At 63.2% G+C, this 19221-nt stretch carries 17 protein-coding genes; 11 read left to right on the plus strand and 6 right to left on the minus strand.

The features are described 5' to 3' along the window. Nucleotides 1-10: 10 nt before the first annotated feature. The 4 genes from DS839_RS34105 to DS839_RS34120 all read right to left on the minus strand — a co-directional run bounded on the left by DS839_RS34105 (nucleotide 11) and on the right by DS839_RS34120 (nucleotide 5734). The gene (locus DS839_RS34105; RefSeq protein WP_119275016.1) at nucleotides 11-1519 is read right to left on the minus strand and encodes an ABC transporter substrate-binding protein; all 1509 of its coding nucleotides are present in this window, start codon (nucleotides 1517-1519) and stop codon (nucleotides 11-13) included. Nucleotides 1520-1571: 52 nt separating this feature from the next. Beyond that, nucleotides 1572-2309, minus strand: a complete 738-nt coding sequence (locus tag DS839_RS34110; RefSeq protein WP_119275017.1) for a FadR/GntR family transcriptional regulator — start codon at nucleotides 2307-2309, stop codon at nucleotides 1572-1574. 158 nt (nucleotides 2310-2467) lie between these two features. Further along, complete coding sequence (locus DS839_RS34115) at nucleotides 2468-4453, minus strand: AfsR/SARP family transcriptional regulator (protein ID WP_119275018.1); 1986 nt, start codon at nucleotides 4451-4453, stop codon at nucleotides 2468-2470. A 237-nt stretch (nucleotides 4454-4690) separates the two neighbouring features. Beyond that, a complete protein-coding gene (locus DS839_RS34120) occupies nucleotides 4691-5734 on the minus strand; it encodes a LacI family transcriptional regulator (protein WP_119275019.1) in 1044 nt (347 codons plus the stop codon). Nucleotides 5735-6076: 342 nt separating this feature from the next. On the opposite strand from DS839_RS34120, the gene DS839_RS34125 reads away from it, so the two are divergent. The 7 genes from DS839_RS34125 (at nucleotide 6077) to DS839_RS34155 (ending at nucleotide 13344) form a co-directional block, all read left to right on the plus strand. After that, nucleotides 6077-7318 (plus strand): ABC transporter substrate-binding protein, encoded by a 1242-nt coding sequence (locus DS839_RS34125; protein ID WP_162918991.1) that lies wholly within the window; start codon nucleotides 6077-6079, stop codon nucleotides 7316-7318. 154 nt (nucleotides 7319-7472) lie between these two features. Then, entirely contained in the window at nucleotides 7473-8387 is a 915-nt protein-coding gene (locus DS839_RS34130) for a carbohydrate ABC transporter permease (protein WP_119275020.1), read from the plus strand. After that, a complete protein-coding gene (locus DS839_RS34135; protein ID WP_119275021.1) occupies nucleotides 8384-9265 on the plus strand; it encodes a carbohydrate ABC transporter permease in 882 nt (293 codons plus the stop codon). Before DS839_RS34130 ends, DS839_RS34135 begins: the two co-directional genes overlap by 4 nt. A 3-nt stretch (nucleotides 9266-9268) precedes the next feature. Continuing rightward, nucleotides 9269-10384, plus strand: coding sequence for an ABC transporter ATP-binding protein (locus DS839_RS34140; protein ID WP_119275022.1), 1116 nt, complete (start codon nucleotides 9269-9271; stop codon nucleotides 10382-10384). 1 nt (nucleotide 10385) lies between these two features. After that, complete coding sequence (locus tag DS839_RS34145) at nucleotides 10386-11993, plus strand: GMC family oxidoreductase (RefSeq protein ID WP_119275023.1); 1608 nt, start codon at nucleotides 10386-10388, stop codon at nucleotides 11991-11993. Nucleotides 11994-12080: 87 nt separating this feature from the next. Continuing rightward, nucleotides 12081-12422: a phosphomannose isomerase type II C-terminal cupin domain gene (locus DS839_RS34150; RefSeq protein WP_368912078.1), complete on the plus strand. Its 342-nt coding sequence runs from the start codon at nucleotides 12081-12083 to the stop codon at nucleotides 12420-12422. After that, nucleotides 12397-13344 carry an ROK family protein gene (locus DS839_RS34155; protein ID WP_119275025.1) on the plus strand — a complete coding sequence of 316 codons (948 nt, stop codon included), beginning with the start codon at nucleotides 12397-12399 and terminating at the stop codon, nucleotides 13342-13344. Before DS839_RS34150 ends, DS839_RS34155 begins: the two co-directional genes overlap by 26 nt. Before the next feature lies 1 nt (nucleotide 13345). On the opposite strand, the gene DS839_RS34160 is transcribed toward DS839_RS34155, so the two are convergent. Next, nucleotides 13346-14335 carry a Gfo/Idh/MocA family protein gene (locus DS839_RS34160; RefSeq protein WP_119275026.1) on the minus strand — a complete coding sequence of 330 codons (990 nt, stop codon included), beginning with the start codon at nucleotides 14333-14335 and terminating at the stop codon, nucleotides 13346-13348. Between the two features lie 77 nt (nucleotides 14336-14412). Then, nucleotides 14413-14994, minus strand: a complete 582-nt coding sequence (betI, locus tag DS839_RS34165) for a transcriptional regulator BetI (RefSeq protein WP_119275027.1) — start codon at nucleotides 14992-14994, stop codon at nucleotides 14413-14415. Between the two features lie 134 nt (nucleotides 14995-15128). Between betI and DS839_RS34170 the strand changes: the two genes are divergently transcribed. The 4 genes from DS839_RS34170 (at nucleotide 15129) to DS839_RS34185 (ending at nucleotide 19016) form a co-directional block, all read left to right on the plus strand. Continuing rightward, a complete protein-coding gene (locus DS839_RS34170) occupies nucleotides 15129-16079 on the plus strand; it encodes a choline ABC transporter substrate-binding protein (RefSeq protein WP_119275038.1) in 951 nt (316 codons plus the stop codon). Nucleotides 16080-16174: 95 nt separating this feature from the next. Beyond that, on the plus strand, nucleotides 16175-17029 hold the full coding sequence (gene choW / locus DS839_RS34175; protein WP_119275028.1) for a choline ABC transporter permease subunit: 855 nt from the start codon (nucleotides 16175-16177) through the stop codon (nucleotides 17027-17029). Beyond that, on the plus strand, nucleotides 17026-18219 hold the full coding sequence (gene choV / locus DS839_RS34180; protein ID WP_119275029.1) for a choline ABC transporter ATP-binding protein: 1194 nt from the start codon (nucleotides 17026-17028) through the stop codon (nucleotides 18217-18219). Before choW ends, choV begins: the two co-directional genes overlap by 4 nt. A gap of 20 nt (nucleotides 18220-18239) precedes the next feature. After that, the gene (locus DS839_RS34185) at nucleotides 18240-19016 is read left to right on the plus strand and encodes an AraC family transcriptional regulator (protein WP_119275039.1); all 777 of its coding nucleotides are present in this window, start codon (nucleotides 18240-18242) and stop codon (nucleotides 19014-19016) included. Nucleotides 19017-19221: the final 205 nt, after the last annotated feature.

A 19221-nucleotide genomic window follows, 5' to 3' on the forward strand; every position in this document is an offset into this window, starting at 1 on the left:
CGTGCTCTGATCAGTCGGCCTTCTTCACGCCGACGAGCCGGACCATGCCGTCGGCCGAGGGCACGAATCCGCTCACCTTCTTGTTGAGGCCCCAGATCCAGGCCTGGTGGCCGAAATAGATGACCGGCAGCTCATCGTTCAGGATCTTCGCCGCCGCATCGTATTTCTGCTTGCGCGCGGCATTGTCGGTCGAGGCGCGCGCCTCGTTCAGGAGCTTGTCGACCTCGGGGTTGCAATATTTCATGTCGTTGAGGCCGCCCTTGCAGGTGACGAACTGATGGATATTGCCGTCGGGATCGACACGGCCGGACCAGTCGGTGCGCGCGATCTGGTATTTGCCGGCGGTCTCCTCATCGAGCAGCGTGGCAAATTCAGTCGCCTTGAGGCTGACATCGAAGCCGGCCTCGGCCACCATGGCCTGCATCATCTGGGCCGCCTGCAGGATGACCGGGTTGTTGGTGACGCTGAAGTCGAGCTTGAGGCGATCGACGCCCGCCTCCTTCATCAGCGCCTTGGCCTTCTCGACATCGCGCGCCGGCACGGGAACGTCCTTGTTGAACCACGGACCGTTGGGCGGAAACGGCTGATTGCCGGCAAGGGCCGTGCCTTCATAGACGATCTGCATGATCGCCTCGCGGTCGAGCGCCAGCGAGAAAGCCTGGCGCAGCCTCTTGTCCTTGCCGAGCGGATTGTCGGCGGCCGGGCCATTGCCGACATTCACATAGAGGGCGAGATAGCCGAGATTGACGGCGTCGAGATAGTTGAGATTGGCGTCCCCCTTGATCGCCGCGGCATCGCTCGGCGCCATTTCCGTGCCCATGTCGAGATCGCCGGCGCGCAGATTGGCGAGGCGCACCGTGGTGTCGGGGATCGGCAGATAGGTCACCTTGTCGAGGAAGACATTGTCCTTGTTCCAGTAGTCCGCGAATTTCTCCAGCACGATGCGGTCCTGCTGGACGCGCTCGACGAATTTGAAGGGACCGGCGCAGACCGGATGGCTGCCGAATTTGGCGCCGAGCTCCTTAGCCGCCTTGGGCGAGACGATCATGCCGGCGCGGTCGGCGAGCTGGGCGAGCAGCGTGACATCGGGGCTCTTCAGCTTGAAGGTGACCTCGTCCTCGCCATTGGCTTCGACCTTCTCGACCGAGGCGAGCTCGCTCTTGCGCCGCGACTCCGGCAGCGTGAGGTTGCGCTCGATGGTCGCGACCACCGCTTCGGCATTGAACGGCGTGCCGTCATGGAACTTGACGCCCTTGCGCAGCTTCATCTTCAGTTCCTTGCCGCCTTCGGACCACGTCCATTCGGTGGCGAGCTGCGGGACGATGGCGAGGTCCGGTCCGACATCGACGAGCTTGTCGCACATCGCCGTATAGACGATGCGGCCGACGAAAGTGCGCGACTGCGCCGGATCGAGCACGTCCGGGTCGTTGGCGAGGCCGATCTTGAGCTCGGCGGCCATCGCCGATGCCGAAAGCAGCAGGGCTGTCAGCGTCGTTGTGAGAAAGACGGCAGGCTTCATGGCGTTTCTCCTCTGATGCGAGGGTCCGGCGACCCTTTCTGATGATATGAACTCAAGCGCTGCGCGCCTCGGCGTCCTCCTCGTCGTGGCCGCTCGAGGTGACGCGGATCAGGTTCTCCTGCAGCGTCAGCAGATGCTGCCGCATGGTTTCCCCGGCCTTGCCCGGATCATGCGCGCCGATCGCCGCGACGATCTCCGCATGCTGCCGGTTGAGCAGTCCCTTGGATCCCAAGGGGCCTGCGGCCTTGCGTGCCCGTTCGCGGATCTTCTGCCAAGCCTGGTCCTGGCGGACGCGATTGACCACGTCGAAAATGGCGAGGAAGAGGCGATTGCCGGCGCATTGCGCGATCTGCCGGTGCAGCGCGCCGTCCCATAATTCATGTGCATCGGCATCGGCGCTTTCGCCGATCCGGGCGACGAGGTCATGCATGCGCTGGACATCGGCGGGCTTTGCCCTGAGGGCCGCGAGCTGCGCCAGCGGCGGCTCGATCCTGAGCCTGACTTCCATCACTTCCATGAAGTCGGTCTTGTCGAGGATGGCGCCGAAATGCCGGTCGAGATCATGGCGCGGCTGTCCGGCATAGGTGCCGGATCCTTGCCGGCGCCAGATCAGGCCTTCGGTTTCGAGAACTTCGAGCGCGCGCCTGACCGCCCGGCGGCCGACGCCCAATTCTTCCGCGAGGGCCCTTTCGGTCGGCAGCTTTCCGCTGCTGTCGAAACCGTTCGAGCGCAAGAGGCCGCGCAATTTCTCGAGCGCGTAATTGGAATTGCCGGGCGCGTTTTCAGCCATGGGTCTTCCTGCTGGAGTCCAATGGTGCGAACCAATTCGGAATTGGTACACAACGGCCAAAGCGGCGACGGGTCAAGGAATTTTTCTCCGCGCGGGACTGGATACCATCGCCTGAGCGTAGATGTTGCGGGTTGTCAGCTTTCCAATTGCTGCGGCAGTCAGTCCGGCAATCCGGCTTCGCGCAGCAAAGTCGTGACCTTCTCGAACTTCTCGCGCTCCCGATAGTGCTGCGACAGATGCATGTTCGCCATTCCGAAGCCCGGAAAGCGCAGGCGCAGCTCATCGATCATCGCGGCCGCCGCCTTTTTCTCGCCTTGGAAGGCAAGAACGGTCGCGAGGAGTATGTAGGCGAAAGGCTCGTCCGGCTCCTGGCTGTGATAGAGGCGCCCCAGCTCGAGGGCGGCCGCCAGATTGCCCGTCCATAGATGGTTGTAGGCTTCATAGTAGGTGTACCAGGGCGGATATTGCGGACAAAGCCGCTGCGCGAGCTTGAGTGTCGCGCTCGATTTTCCGTGCTCGCCCGCATACATGTAGAGCATCGCCAGAAAGGCTGTGGAGTGGGCGTCGCTGGGCACCAGGCTGACGGCCTGCTGGGCGAATTCCATGGCCTGATCCTGCTCGCCGCGCAGCCAGGCGATTCCGCCTCTGAGCATCTGGGCAATCCCCAGATGGGGATCGAGAGCGAGCACCCTGCGGCAATCTTCCTCCGCGAGGCGAAGCGAGTGGCTCCTGTCGATCGACCGGTTGAATCGCGCATCCCACCAGTGGGTCATGCCATGCAGCACCATGGCTCCGGTGTAGTGGGGATCGATGCTGATCGCTTCCTCGAGCAGACGGCGAGCGTCCTCGTTGTCACTTTTGTTGAATCGCAGAAAGGCATCGCGGGCGGCGACCATTTTCTCCCAGGCGCGCAGATTGCGGGTCTGTCCCTCCCAGAACCGCGCCATGTCGCCGGCGGTGAGCTTCGCCTGCATCGCCAAGGCGATGGCCTGGGTGATCTGATCCTGCACCGCGAAAATGTCGCCGAGCTCGCCTTCATAGCGTTCGGCCCAGACATGCTTGCCCGACCGGCCGTCGACGAGATGTGCCGCAACCCTGATGCGTGAGCCTGCGGCACGCACGCTGCCTTCGAGCACGAAATTTACGCCGAGGTCTTGCGCAAGATCGACGATACCTGCCGATGCCTGTTTCGCATTGCTGGAAACGACGAGCAGCTCCTTTATTCGCGACAGGGCGCCGACGACGTCCTGCGTCAACCCTTGCGCGAAGAAGCCATGCTCGGGTTCGGTCGAAAGATTGGCGAAGGGCAGGACGGTGAGCGAAGGCTTCTCGGCCGCAGCCGAAGGCGGTTGCGTCCTGGGCCTGGACGAGCCTTCGCGCCGGCTCGTCCGGATGGAACGCATCAGAGCTTCCGTTTCCGCCTCCGGCCTCACACCGAGCTGGTCCGCAAGCTCGCGCTCGCACCGCTCATATTGAGCGAGCGCCGCATCGGGCCGCCCCTGCATCACATAGAGCCGCATCAGCGTGCGGTGCACCGCCTCTTGCAGCGGATCGAGGCTGAGCATCTTGAGACCGTGATTGATGGCTTCCTCAATATTCCCGCGATGCTCCGACTGCTTCATCAGCCGGTCATGGATCGCCAGGATCATGAGACGAATGCGCTCGCGCTCAGCGGTTTGCCATTGATCGAATGCGGGCTCGTCGATCGCCAGGCCTTCAAGGAAATCACCGGCGAAGAGTGCTGCCGCCTCGCCGAGCGCCTTATCGTTCTCGGCTGTGGACGCCGTCTCCAGAATCCGCGTGTCGAGCCAGGCGGCGCCCCGCGCGAAGCTGACCGATTCCTTGCTGGCCGTAATGGCCTCGGCGGCCGCGCCGAGCGCGCCACGCAGCTCGGACAATGACTGGCGCAGCGACGCCCGCGCCTGCGTCTCGTCTCTTTCACCCCATAGCAGTCCGACCAGGGTGGTGCGGGCAATGTCGACACCCTCGCGCCGGGCCAGATAGGCCAGGAGGGCCCGAGTCTTCTTGGCCGGAATGGCGACGGTCTTGCCGTCCATTTTGACGGTGAGCGGGCCGAGGAGACGGATTTCCAGGCTCGCTGAGGGCTGCAATTGCCGATTTTGCGGTGTGTTGACGTTGCCCATGACGCTCAGGTGACGCCCCTCTTTTAGGTTCCTCTCATATCGGAGGAGACAAGTCCATGTATGACGTGAACCCGCTCGGACCGCTGATGCATCTCAGGGAGCTTGAACGGCAGGCGAATTCAACGGCTTGTCGCGCTCCCGGCGAAAACCGGTCGAACCTCCGCCCAGCTTTTGGCGAAAGGCTCGCGGATCTCCTGCGCCGGATCAACCGCATTGGCACCGCACGCCCAGGGAAGTCTAAGCCGGCCCTTCGCTGAAGTTCGTGAAATCGAGATACTGCATTTCGCTCATCGGCGCTTCTCCATCGATGCGCTTCAGCAGGAATTTCGCGCAGTCGTGGCCGGCGCGGATGAGGTCCTCGAAGAATTGCAGCGTCGGCAGCTGGACGAGATCGAGGATGTTCGAGGTCTTCTTGTTGACGATGTCGACATCCTTGCCGATGACGAAGCCCGCCTCCTGGAAGCCTAAGATCATCCCCAGCGCCTGCAGCTCCGATCCGCAGATGATGCCGTCCGGCGCATCGCTTTCCGTCGCCAGCGCATTGGCATAGGAGCGCAAGGTGAAGGCCGGCGAATAGAGATCGACCCCTTGGGCGATGCGCGGCTTGAGTCCCGCTTCGAACAGCGCCCGGCGGTAGCCGGCAAGCTGATGGCCGCTATAGGTATATTGCGCGGGCGGCAGTACGATGACGATGCGCTTGCGCCCGCGCGCGATCAGCGCCTCGGCGGCGCGATAGGCGAAATCGAAATTGTCGACATCGAAATAAGGATGCGGCGTCGCGAGCTCGGTGCGCCCGAAGGTGATGAAGGGGAAGTCGCGCTCGAGCAGCATCTTCACCCGAAGATCCTGCGGCTCCGAATGGGTGAGGATGATGCCGTCGGCGGCTTGCGTGTCGACGATGTAGCGGACGGGATCGATCGGGTCCTGGTCGATATTCTGCGGCAGCACCTGCAGGTGATATTGCGTGCCGCGTAGCGCCTGGCTGATGCCCATGATCAGGCGGCGCGCATAGTCGCTCATGTCGTCGGACTGGTTGAGCACGAAGGAGATGACGAAAGTGCGCCCGGTCTTGAGGCGCACCCCGGCGCGATGCGGCCGGTAGCCGATCTCTTCGGCGATGGCGCGCACCCGGGCCTTGGTCTCTACCGCGAGCTCAGGCCCGTCCTTCAGCGCCCGCGACACCGTGGTGACGCCGAGCCCGGCAAGGTCGGCGATCGTCCGGAGCGTCGGCTGCCCGCCCGCAAGACGCTTGCCCGGCTTGGCTCTACTGCGGCGCTCCATGGTTCCTGTAACGTTTCAGAATTTCGGCTGAAACCATATCGAGTCCCCGCCTGAAAATGTCAACAGTCCAACAATTGCAATTGTAATACATATGATCGGGTCAAAGCGAGGTTGACAAGGAAAATCTGTAACGTTACAGATCACGGCATAGGTCCGGGAACAACAAAAGCAACGACGGGCGAGGGAGGAGACACTATTCAATTGCCAAGGGTTGAGCTTCGCGCAAAGCTTCGGGGAGAATATCCCTGATGACAGCGCAATCAGCCTTGGCTCTTTGCACTGAAAGATCGGCCGGCATTGCTTCAGGTGCCGGAATGCGTTTCGCAACTTAGGGAGGATTTCATGTTGCGTAGATTGCTGTTGACCAGCGTGTTTGCCTCAGGGCTCGCCGTTGCCGCTCAGGCCGCCGACTCGGTGGAAGTGCTCCACTGGTGGACGTCGGGCGGTGAGGCCGCGGCCCTCGATGTGCTGAAGAAGGATCTCGAGGCCAAGGGCGTCACCTGGCAGGACATGCCGGTCGCCGGTGGCGGCGGTGAGCAGGCGATGACCGCCTTGCGCGCCCGCGTCACCGCCGGCAATCCGCCGACCGCGGTGCAGGCGCTGGGCTTCGACATCACCGACTGGGCCAAGCAAGGCGTGGTGGGCGATCTGGGTGCCGTCGCCGACAAGGAAGGCTGGGACAAGGTCATTCCGGCGGCGCTGCAGGGTTTTGCCAAATATGACGGCAAGTGGATCGCCGCCCCGGTGAACGTCCACTCGACCAACTGGGTGTGGATCAACAAGAAGGCGCTCGATGCCGCGGGCGGCAAGGCGCCGGAGAACTGGGACGAGCTCATCGCCTTGCTCGACAAGTTCAAGGCCGCCGGCCTGACGCCGGTCGCCCATGGCGGCCAGCCCTGGCAGGATGCGACGATCTTCGATGCCGTCGTGCTCTCCTTCGGCAACGATTTCTACAAGAAGGCGATGATCGATCTCGATCCCGACACCCTGGCTTCGCCCAAGATGAAGGAAGTCTTCGACCGCATGACCAAGCTGCGCTCCTATGTCGACGACAATTTCTCCGGCCGCGAGTGGAACCTCGCTTCGGCGATGGTCATCGAAGGCAAAGCCGGCCTGCAATTCATGGGCGACTGGGCCAAGGGCGAGTTCGTCAAGGCCGGCCAGAAGCCGGGAGCCGACTTCGTCTGCATCCGCTTCCCCGGCACGCAGGGCGCCGTCACCTTCAACTCCGACATGTTCATGATGTTCAAGGTCGGCGAGGACAAGCAGAAGGCACAGCTCGAGATGGCCTCGGCCATCGAGAATCCGGCCTTCCAGTCGTCCTTCAACGTAGTCAAGGGCTCGGTGCCGGCGCGCACCGATGTGCCTGACACCGCCTTCGACGATTGCGGCAAGAAGGGCATGAAGGACCTGGCCGAGGCCGCTGCCTCGGGCTCGCTCATGGGCTCGATGGCGCATGGCTACGCGGCTCCCGCCGCGATCAAGAACGCGCTCTATGACGTGGTGACCCGCCACTTCAACGGCGAGCTCGATTCCGAGGCCGCCGCCAAGGAGCTCGCGGCTGCGGTCGCCGCGGCGAAGTAAGGATTTTCGCATGATGGAGAGGCCCCGGCGCAGACACCGGGGCCTTTCTTTCTCTGGAGTCGGGCGCGGAAAGCGGGCAGAGTTTCATCACCCCAAGGCTGGCGCGCTCCGCCCAGTTCTTCGGAAAATGGATAGGGCTGAGGAATGTTGAGAGATGGCTGAGGCCACAGTTCAAGCTGCCGCGGCGCCGTCAGCGAGAAACTACCTCCAGGAGCTCCTGCCGCGCATCGTGCTGGCGCCGAGCTTCGCGGCCACGCTGATCTTCGTCTATGGCTTCATCCTGTTCACCGGCTATCTGTCCTTCACCGACTCGAAGATGCTGCCGTCCTTCGGCTGGGTCGGCTGGGAGAACTACACGAAGCTCTGGGCTTTGCCGCATTGGTGGCGGGCGCTCGGCAATCTCGCCATCTTCGGCTCGCTCTATATCATCGTCTGCTCGGTGCTGGGTCTGGGCCTCGCCATCCTGCTCGACCAGAAGATCCGCGCCGAGGGCGTGCTGCGCCCGATCTATCTCTATCCGATGGCGCTCTCCTTCATCGTCACCGGCACCGCCTGGAAATGGTTTCTCGATCCCGGCATCGGCCTCGAGCACACGATGCATCAATGGGGCTGGGAAAGCTTCTCCTTCACCTGGATCAAGGACCGCAACCTGGCGATCTACACGCTGGTGATCGCCGCGGTCTGGCAGTCATCGGGTTTCGTGATGGCGATGTTCCTGGCGGGCCTGCGCGGCGTCGACAACGAGATCATCAAGGCGGCGCAGATCGACGGCGCCTCCAATGTCATGATCTATCGCCGCATCATCATCCCGCTGATGCGCCCGGTATTCCTCTCGGCCTTCGTCGTGCTCGCCCATCTCGCCATCAAGGCCTATGACCTGGTCATCGCGCTGACCGGCGGCGGCCCCGGCCAGGCGACCGAGCTGCCCGCCACATTCATGTACTCCTATACCTTCACCCGCAATTCCATGGGCATCGGTGCCGCTTCCGCCACCATCATGCTGATCATGATCGCCTCGATCATCATCCCCTATCTCTATTCCGAATTGCGCATAGGACGCAGGTCATGAGCGCTGCCTCTCCCGAAACCGCGATGAAGACGACGTCGTGGACGCGCATTCTGATCTATGCCGTCCTCATCGTCTTCGTGATCTATTATCTCCTGCCGCTCTATGTGATGCTGGTGAATTCGCTGAAACCCCTGGACGAGATCCGCCAGGGCGACATGCTGGCGCTGCCGCAGCAATTCACGATCGAGCCTTGGCTCAGCGCCTGGTCGACGGCCCAGATCGGTGTGCAGCCGACGGGCTTGCGTCCCTATTTCCTCAACTCGATCATCATGGTCGTCCCCGCCGTCGCCGCATCGACGCTGCTCGGCGCGCTCAACGGCTATGTGCTGACCAAATGGCGCTTTCCCGGCGATAATCTGGTCTTCACGCTGATGCTGCTCTCCTGCTTCATCCCCTTCCAGATCGTGCTCATCCCGATGGCCAAGGTTTTGGGCATCCTGGGCCTTGCCGGCACCACCTGGGGCCTGTCGCTCGTCCATGCCGTCTACGGCATCGGCTTCACGACGCTGTTCTTCCGCAATTACTACGAAGCCTTCCCGACCGAATTGGTGCGCGCCGCGATGATCGACGGCGCGAGCTTCTTCCAGATCTTCCGCCGTATCCTCCTGCCGAGCTCGGGGCCGATCATCGTCGTCACGGTCATCTGGCAGTTCACCAACATCTGGAACGACTTCCTGTTCGGCGTCTCCTTCGCCGATTCCTATTCGCTCCCCATGACGGTGGCGCTCAACAATCTGGTGAGCTCATCGACGGGGGTCAAGGAATACAACGTGCATTTCGCCGGCGCCATTCTCGCCGCCTTGCCGACCCTGATCGTCTATATCGTATCGGGCCGGTATTTCGTGCGGGGGCTGATGGCCGGCGCAGTCAAAGGGTGACCCATGCCGTTTCTTGAAATCAGGAACCTCGAAAAGCGCTTCGGCAATGTCGACGTGCTCAAGGGCATCAACCTCGCCATCGACGAGGGCGGCTTCCTCGTGCTTGTCGGCCCCTCGGGCTGCGGCAAGTCGACCTTGCTCAATACCATTGCCGGGCTCGAGACGATCACCGCGGGCGAGATCCATATCAAGGGCCGCAAGGTCAACGACCTGCATCCCTCCGAGCGCGACATCGCCATGGTGTTCCAGTCCTATGCGCTCTATCCCAATATGACGGTGGCGCAGAACATCGCCTTCGGCATGGAGATCAGGGGCGTCCCCAAGGCAGAGCGCGACAAGGCGGTGAGCGAGGTCTCCGAGACCTTGCAGATCAAGCATCTGCTCGACCGCAAGCCGAGCCAGCTCTCGGGCGGCCAGCGCCAGCGCGTCGCCATGGGCCGCGCCCTGGTGCGCCGCCCGCAGGTCTTCCTGTTCGATGAGCCTTTGTCCAACCTCGACGCCAAATTGCGCGTCGACATGCGCACCGAGATCAAGCGCCTGCACCAGTCGATGAAGACGACGATCGTCTATGTGACGCATGACCAGATCGAGGCGATGACGCTCGCTTCCCGCATCGCCGTGCTCAAGGACGGCCTCTTGCAGCAATTCGGCACGCCGGCCGAGATCTACAATCATCCGGCCAACATGTTCGTCGCCGATTTCATGGGCTCGCCCGCGATGAACCTCATTCCGGCGAGCGTCGAGAAGAGCGGCAATGATCTGCGCCTGTCGATGCCGCAGCGCTCAGGGACCCCGCTGACGCTGGCCCTGCCCGAAGGGGCGGGCAAGATCGCCAAGCACGCCGGCGGCAATGTGATCTTCGGCATAAGGCCGGAAGCGCTCACCGATCCCGACGGCGCCGACCGCACGTCATCGGGCGTCGTCACCTCGGAATGCCAGATCGAGGTAGTCGAGCCCGCGGGCTCCGATACTTTCGCCATCACCCATTTGGGCGGCAAGGAAGTGGTCGCGAGGCTCCGGGCAGATGCGAAAGTCTCGCCCGGCAAGAAGGCGATGCTCGCCTTCAATCTCGACAAGGCGGTATTCTTCGATCCGGGCACCGAGCAGCGCATCGCCTGAGATGAAGGATTACGACTACATCATCGCCGGCGGCGGATCGGCCGGCTGCGTCCTGGCGAGCCGCCTGTCGGAAGACAAGGACACGAGCGTCCTTCTGATCGAGGCGGGCGGCGGCGACCGCCATCCGCTCTACCATATCCCGGCCGGCTTCGCCCGCATGACCAAGGGAATTGCGAGCTGGGGCTGGTCCACCGTGCCGCAGAAGCACATGCAGGACCGCGTCTTCTGGTACACGCAGGCCAAGGTGATCGGCGGCGGCTCGACCATCAATGCGCAGGTCTATATTCGCGGCAATGCGCAGGACTACGATCTGTGGGCGCAGTCGGGCTGCAGCGGCTGGAGCTATCGCGACGTGCTGCCCTATTTCAAGCGCGCCGAGGGCAACAGCCATTTCCGCGACGAATTCCATGGGCTCGACGGCCCCTTGGGCGTCAGCAACCCGTGGGCGACCTTGCCGATCGCCGAGGCTTTCCTTGAAGCTGCCGGGGAAGCGGGCCTTGAGCGCAATCCCGATTTCAACGGCGCCCGCCAGGAGGGTGTCGGCTTCTACCAGGTGACGCAGAAGAACGGCCGGCGCTCGTCGGCGGCAACGGCCTATCTGAAGCCGGCGCTGAGCCGGCCAAATCTTGCCGTCAGGCGCGATGCGGAGGTGCTGCGCGTCATGGTCGAGAGAAACCGTGCCCTGGGCATCGAGGTGGCTGCTGCGGGCCGGCGGGAATTTTTGCGCGCCAAGCGCGAGGTGATTCTGTCCTGCGGCACCATCGGCTCGCCGCGGCTTCTGATGCTGTCAGGCTTGGGGCCTGCCGATCATCTGAAATCGCTCGGCATCACGCCGGTGCTCGATGCGCGGTCCGTCGGAGCGAATCTCCAGGACCATCTCGATCTCTGCGCCATCAGCGAATGCACGGGCGATCATACTTACGATAAATATGGCAAGCCGCTGTGGACGGCCTATGCCGGCGTGCTCTACCTCCTGTTTCGCGGCGGCCCGGCGGCCTCGAGCCTGTTCGTGACCGGCGGCTTCGCGCAGGTCGACGAGAATGCCGCAGCCCCCGACATGCAGTTCCATCTGGGCTTCGGCTCCGGCATCGAGGCGGGCATCGCCAAGCTGAAGAATGCCGGGGTCACACTCAACAGCGCCTATATGCGGCCGCGCTCGCGCGGCACGGTGAGGCTCGCCTCCGCCGATCCGAGGACCGCGCCGCTCATCGATCCCAATTACTGGGCCGATCCGCATGATCGCGAGATGTCGCTGCGCGGACTGAAGCTCGCGCGCGAGATCATGGCGAAGCCGGCGCTCAAGCGTTTCGTCCTCGCCGAGCGCGTGCCGGGGCCCGAGGTCAGAAGCGATGACGAGCTTGCGGCCTATGCCTGCGCCTCGGCCAAGACCGATCATCATCCGGCCGGCACCTGTCGCATGGGGATCGACGATCAGGCGGTGGTCAATCCCGATCTCACTTTCCGCGGCATCAAGGGCTTGCGCGTCGCCGATGCCTCGGTCATGCCCAATGTGATCACCGGCAACACCAATGCGGCGACGATCATGATCGCGGAGAAGGCATCCGACATGATCCGTGGGAAGAAGCCTTTGCCAGCAGTTAGCGCATGACCCAGAAAAGCTTTGTGGCCGGGCTCGACCCGGCCATCTCGCCGGTTTTCCGAAAAGATCATGCGCAGACAAGAAGAGGAGATCAGTATGTATAGTGAAAACCGCCCCTGGGGCTCGTTCCACGTGCTCGACGAAGGCAAGGGCTTCAAGGTGAAGCGCATCGTGGTGACTGAGGGCGGGCGCCTGTCGCTGCAGAGCCACAAGCACAGGGGTGAGCATTGGACGGTCGTCACCGGCACCGCCACCGTGACCGTCGACGACAAGGTCCTGACGCTGACCCGGTCGCAGTCGGTCGACATCCCGCAAGGCGCCAAGCACCGGCTAGAGAACCATCATGAGGGTCTGGTCGAGATCATCGAGGTGCAGTTCGGCGACTATCTCGGCGAAGACGATATCGTGCGCTATGACGACGCCTATAACCGCGCCTGACCGGATCGGCGTCGATCTCGGCGGCACCAAGATTGACGCCATCGTGCTGGCGGGCGATGGCCGCGTCCGCTTCGAGAAGCGCGTGCCGACGCCCAAAACCTATGACGCGATCCTCAGCGCCATTGCGGGGCTTGTGCGCGAGGCCGAGGCGCATGCCAACGCTCAGGCGACGGTCGGCATCGGCGCGCCGGGATCGGCGGCGCCGAAGACGGGACTGTGGCGCAACGCCAATATCCTCGACTGCAACGGCAAGCCGATGCCCAAGGATGTCGAGCGCCTTCTCGGGCGCGCGGTGCGCCTCGAGAACGACGCCAACTGCTTCGCTCTGTCGGAAGCCTATGACGGGGCGGGTGCCGGCCATGCGGTGGTCGCGGGCTTCACCATCGGCACGGCCTTGGGCGGCGGCCTCGTGATCGACGGCAAGCTGCGCCATGGGCCCAATAACGAAGCGGCGGAATTCGGCCACACGCCCATGCCCTGGCCCAATGACAGCGAATGGCCGCTCATTCCCTGTTTCTGCGGCAAGAAGGGCTGCGTCGAGCAATATGTGTCGGGAACGGGGCTGGCGCGCGACTATGAGAAGGCAGCGGGCGCCCGATTGAAAGGGCCTGAGATCGTGGCCATGGCGCGCGCCGGCGACACCCAAGCCAAAGCGGCGATCGATCGCCTGGCCGACCGGCTGGCAAGGCTCACCGCGGCGATCGTCAATGTGATCGATCCCGATATCTTCGTGATCGGTGGCGGCCTGTCAGGCCTGCCGGAGCTGGTCGAGGAGCTCGGCCCGCGCGCCGGCCGATATGCGTTTTCAGGAAGCGCGACGGTGAAGGTGGCGCGCGCCAAGCACGGTGAGAAGAGCGGCGTACGTGGTGCGGCGCGGCTGTGGAGCGATTTACCTCTCCCGGCTGAAGCGGGGCGAGGGTAAACTACACCTCTTCCCACTTCCGGCTCTTCTCGGAGCGGAAGAAGGCGTCGATGATCTTCATGTTCTGGATCGCGTCCTTGATGCCATAGGCCGCCTTCTTGTCCTTGCGGATGACGCGGCCGAAGGCTTCCGCCTGCAGTTGATATTGATCGCTCACGGGGAGTTCATAGGTTTTGCCTTCGTTCATCGCCATGCCCTGCACGAAATAGCGGTTGGGCTTGTCGGGCGGCGCGTTGAACGGGATCTCGACCTCGATGCGGCCCTTGGTACCGGCGATCTGCACGCGCTGGAAGGGTGCCGTCTGGGTCGAGATGGCGAAGGACAATTGCCGGCCCTTGCCGAAATCGGCGAGCCCGCTCGCCGCCCGGTCGGTCTTGAATTTGGGGTCGCGGTCGAAGACCGCGGTCACCGCCTTGGGCTCGGCATCGAAGATGTAGCGCGCCACGGTGATCGGATAGCAGCCGATGTCGAGCAGCCCGCCGCCGCCGATCTTGGCGATGTTGCGCACATTCTTCGGATCGTCGAGATAATAGGAGAAGAACACCTGCATGAGCCGGAGCGTGCCGATCTCGCCCTTCTCGATCCTTGCGCGCACCGCCTGCCATTGCAGCGCATGGCGCACCATGAAGGCTTCCGCCACATAGATGCCCTTCGGCACCTTCTTGAGCTTCTTGGCCTCTTTGGCGGTGATGGCGATGGGCTTCTCGCACAGCACATGCTTGCCGGCCTTGACCGCGGCGAGGGTCAAGGGCACATGCAAGTGGTTGGGCAAGGGATTGTACACCGCCTCGATATCAGGATCGGCCAGCATCTCCTCATAGGAGCCATAGGCCTGTTTGATGCCGAGCTTCTTCGCCGCGGCCTCGGCCGTCTTCTTGTCGCGCGACGAGATCGCCACGACGTCGAGCTCCTTGCTCTTCAGCATGCCCGGAATGACCTTGGCCATGCCGATATTGGCGGTCGAGATGATGCCCCATTTCACCGGTTTCATTTTCTTGCTCCCTTCAAGCATGATTCCGAAAAGTTGCAGACTTCTCGGAAAAGGTCATGCGCAAATAGTAATCATCATTACTTGCCGGCGATCATGGCGTCGGCATAGGCGCGGGTCAGGGCGCGCGGCGTCTCGGCGTTCTCCGGCCGGCCGGTCAGCGCATAGCGCAGCCACAGGCCGTCGATGAGGGCGCCGATGCCCAGCGCCACGTCCTTGGCGCGCTCGCGCCCGATGAGGGGCACGAGATTGTAGAGAAGGTTGCTGTGCAGCCGCCTGTGGTAGATGCGCAGGATGCGCTGCAGCTTGTCGGAGTCGCGCGCATTGCCGTAGAGCGCGAGCCAGGCCGAGAACACCTCCTCGGAGAACTGCTGATCGCCATAGGACGCATGGATGATCGCATAGATGCGCTCGATCGGTGTGTGGGCGATGCGCATGCGCATCACCGCCTCGCGCCGCAGGAGATCGAGCAGCGAACGCATGGTGGAGGCGAGAAGGTCGGTCTTGTCGGTGAAATAGTGATGCACGATGCCGGTCGACACCCCGGCCTTGCGGGCGATGCGGGCGACCGTCGCGCTCGAAAAACCGTGCTCGTGTATGGAAGCGATCGCCGCATCGATCAATTGCTGGCGGCGGATCGGCTTCATTCCCCTCTTGGGCATTGGCCCCTCGCAAAGATTGGATCGCCGAGCTTATTACGTTCATTGGACGTCCGTCCAATAAAAAGCTTGACGATCCCCCGGCGAAAGAGAGTAGTCTTTATTCCAAAGATATCCATAGGGAGGATCAAATGACCATGAAGCTCAAAGCCTTGCTTGGCCTGTTGGCACTGGGCGCCAGCCTGACCGTCATGGCGGGAGCGGCGGCGGCCGGCGATGCCGAGGCCTGCAAGAAGGTGCGTTTCTCGGATGTGGGCTGGACCGATATCACCGCCACCACGGCGACGGCCAATGTGCTGCTCGAGGCGCTGGGCTATGAGCCCGAAATCCAGGTCCTGTCGGTGCCGGTCACCTACAGCTCGCTCAAGAGCAAGGACATCGATGTCTTCCTCGGCAACTGGATGCCGACCATGGAGAACGACATCAAGCCCTATCGCGAGGATGGCTCGGTCGAGACGCTGGGCGTCAATCTCGAGGGCGCCAAATACACCCTCGCGGTGCCGAAATACACTTACGACGAGGGCCTCAAGGATTTCGCCGATATCGCCAAGTTCAAGGACAAGCTCGACAACAAGATCTATGGCATCGAGGCCGGCAATGACGGCAACCGGCTGATCCTCGACATGATCTCGGGCGACAAGTTCGGCCTCAAGGGCTTCGAGCTGGTCGAAAGCTCGGAGCAGGGCATGCTGGCCCAGGTCTCGAAGTCGGTGCCGAAGAAGGCCGATATCGTGTTCCTCGGCTGGGAGCCGCATCCGATGAACGCCAATTTCGAGATGGCCTATCTCTCGGGCGGCGATGATGTCTTCGGGCCCAATTTCGGTGGCGCCACGGTCCACACCAATGTGCGCAAGGGCTATGTCGGCGAATGCCCGAATGTCGGCAAGTTCATCAGCAATCTCAAATTCACGCTCAAGATGGAAAACGAGATCATGGGCGGCATCCTGACCGACGGCAAGGAAGGCAAGGTTGCCGCGACCGAGTGGCTCAAGGCCAATCCCGATGCCATCACGCCCTGGCTCGACGGCGTGACCACCTTCGATGGCGGCGACGCCGCGGCAGCCGTTAAGGCCAAGCTCGGCGGCTGAACCCTTTTGAGCGCATGAAACATGAAGGCGGCCCAAGACAGCGGGCCGCCTTTTTGTTACGCTGAAAGAAAAAGCATCAAGGGGGAGGGGCTGAGATGGATCCGATTACACAACTCATCACCGCCTGGAAGATACCGATCGGCGCCTGGGGCAAAGCCTTCTTCGGCTTTCTCACGACGAACTTCGAATGGTTCTTCGACGGCATTGCGCGCGGCTTCACCTTTGTGCTCGAGGGCATCATCGATCTCGTGCTGATGGTGCCGCCGATCATCGTCGTCATTCTCATCAGCCTCCTCGCCTGGTATCTGCAGCGCTCGATCAAGCTCGCCATCGCCACGGCCATCGGCCTGCTCTTCATCATGAATCTCGGCTTCTGGAAGGAGACGATCGAAACCCTGGCGCTGGTCATCGCGGCGGCCGGCGTGTCGATGGCGATCGGCGTGCCGCTCGGCATCGCCGCCGCCCATCGTCCCTGGCTGTTCCGTATCCTGCGGCCCATCCTCGACCTCATGCAGACCATGCCGACCTTCGTTTATCTCATCCCGGTGCTCGTCCTGTTCGGCCTCGGCCTCGCCCCCGGCCTCATCGCCACCGTGATCTTCGCCATACCGGCCCCGGTCCGCCTCACCCATCTCGGCATCACCTCGGTGCCGAAGCAGCTCATCGAGGCGGGTGAAGCCTTCGGCGCCACCAAGCGGCAATTATTGTGGAAGGTCGAATTGCCGGCGGCACTCCCCACCATCATGGCGGGCCTCACCCAGTGCATCATGCTGTCGCTTTCCATGGTGGTCATCGCCGCGCTCGTCGGCGCCAACGGCCTCGGCAAGCCGGTGGTGCGGGCCTTGAACTCGGTCAACATTCCCTTAGGCCTCGAGGCCGGCATCGCCATCGTGGTGCTCGCCATCATTCTCGACCGCGTCTGCCGGGTCGGCGAAAGGAAAGCGTCATGACCACGGCCGTCGAGTTCAAGAATGTCGACATCGTCTTCGGCGAGCGCGAGGCGGAAGGGCTGAAGCTCCTCGACAAGGGCGCCTCGCGCTCCGAGATCCTGGAGAAGACGGGCGCGGTCTTGGGCTGCGCCGGCGCCAATCTCGCGGTCAAGGAAGGCGAGATCAGCGTGCTCATGGGCCTTTCGGGCTCGGGAAAGTCCACGCTGCTGCGCGCCGTCAACGGCCTCAACAAGGTCTCGCGCGGCGAGGTCGTGGTCAATGACAACGGCAAGCCGGTCGATGTCGTGACCTGCTCGCCCGAAACCTTGCGCCGCCTGCGCCAGCACCGCGTCGCCATGGTGTTCCAGCAGTTCGGCCTGCTGCCCTGGCGCACCGTCGCCGAGAATGTCGGCTTCGGCCTCGAGCTTGCCGGCATGCCCGATGGCGAGCGCGCGGCGCGCGTCGACAAGCAGCTCAAGCTCGTCGGCCTCGATCAATGGTCGAAGAAATACGGCCATGAATTGTCGGGCGGCATGCAGCAGCGCGTCGGCCTGGCGCGTGCCTTCGCGACCGAGGCGCCGATCCTCCTGATGGACGAGCCCTTCTCGGCGCTCGATCCCCTGATCCGCACCAAATTGCAGGACGAATTGCTGTCGCTGCAGAAGACGCTCAAGAAGACGATCATCTTCGTCAGCCACGATCTCGAAGAGGCGCTCAAGCTCGGCAACTACATCTCGATCCTCGAGGGCGGGCGCATCGTGCAGACCGGGCGGCCGGAGGACATCGTGCTGCGCCCCGCCAATGACTATGTGCGCGAATTCATCGCCAATGTGAATCCCCTGAGCGTGCTCACCGCCTATAATGTGATGCGCGACGCGCGCGATCTCGAGGATGCCGGTGAAGGCTGGGTGTGGCTCGACCGCAGGCGGACCACGCGCTTCAAGATCGGCCCCGACCGCAAGGTGGTCGATGCCGAGCGCGAAAAGCAGAAGGCGACCTGGGTCGCCTGTTCCGAGGCCGAGAAGCCGGTGCGTCCGAACGATCGCCCGGTCTTCTGGGCGACGCCCGGCACGTCCCTGCGCACCGTGATGCTCGCCATGCACCGCGCCGACACGGCGCCGGTGGCGCTCTTCGATGAAGGCGAGCGCTTCGTCGGCGCCATCGGCGTCCGCGACGTGCTTCAGGCGGTGCTGCGCCGCAAGCCCGAGTGACGGCCGCAAGCCAGTTCCGGATGCTGCGCTGTGGCATGGCCGGCGTCGAGGCGGTCCTGGCTTCGACGCGGCATGTCTTTCCACGCCACACCCATGATCAGTTCGGCATCGGCGTGATCCATCAAGGCGCCCATCGCTCGCTCAGCGGCCGCGGCATGGTGGAAGCGGGGACGGGCGATGTGATCACCGTCAATCCGGGCGAGGTGCATGACGGCGCCCCCATTGGCGATCATGGGCGCTCATGGCGCATCCTCTATTTCGATCCCGCGGTCATCTCAGCGGTGGTCGCGGATATGAGCGAAGGCAAAACGAAGGCGTTCGAATTCTCGCATCCGGTGTTGAGCGGCGGACCGTTGATCGGCCGCTTCGGCGCGCTGTTCGCGGCCATGACGAAAGGCGGCGAGGCGCCGCTCGAACGCGAAGAGCTGCTGCTCCTGCTTTTTGCCGCCTTGCGGCCGAAGGCGGGCAAGGAGCCCCATATTCCCGATGCCATCCGCAGTGTCCGGCAATTGATCGATGATGATCCGGCCTCTCCGCTGACGCTCGCGGCGCTCGCGCAAGAGGCGGGATTGAGCAGGTTCCAGCTCCTGCGCGCGTTCTGCAAGGCGACGGGCCTCACGCCGCATGCCTATGTGATGCAGCGCCGCATTGCCTTGGCGCGCCGGCTGATTGCCGCCCGTTTACCGCTTGCGCAAGCAGCATTCGCCGCGGGCTTCGCCGATCAGAGCCACATGACCCGCATCTTCGTGCGCAAATACGGTGTGTCGCCGCGGACCTACGCAAAGGCGGTGGGATAGACGGTAATCCCCACTCCCCCTGCGGGGGAGTGGGTTAGGGTGAGGGGGAACCGGCGGAGAAGGAAATCACCGACCGTTCCCCCTCACCCTCCCAATGCTCGGCATTGGGCCCCTCCCTGTACCCTTCTGGTGTCCTGTGCCGGGGATTAGACTGGCAGGACGGGTCGCTCTGCCGGGAGCCACCAAGCCCTCCGCGTTGCTGCGA

The organism is Taklimakanibacter deserti (genome assembly GCA_003574785.1).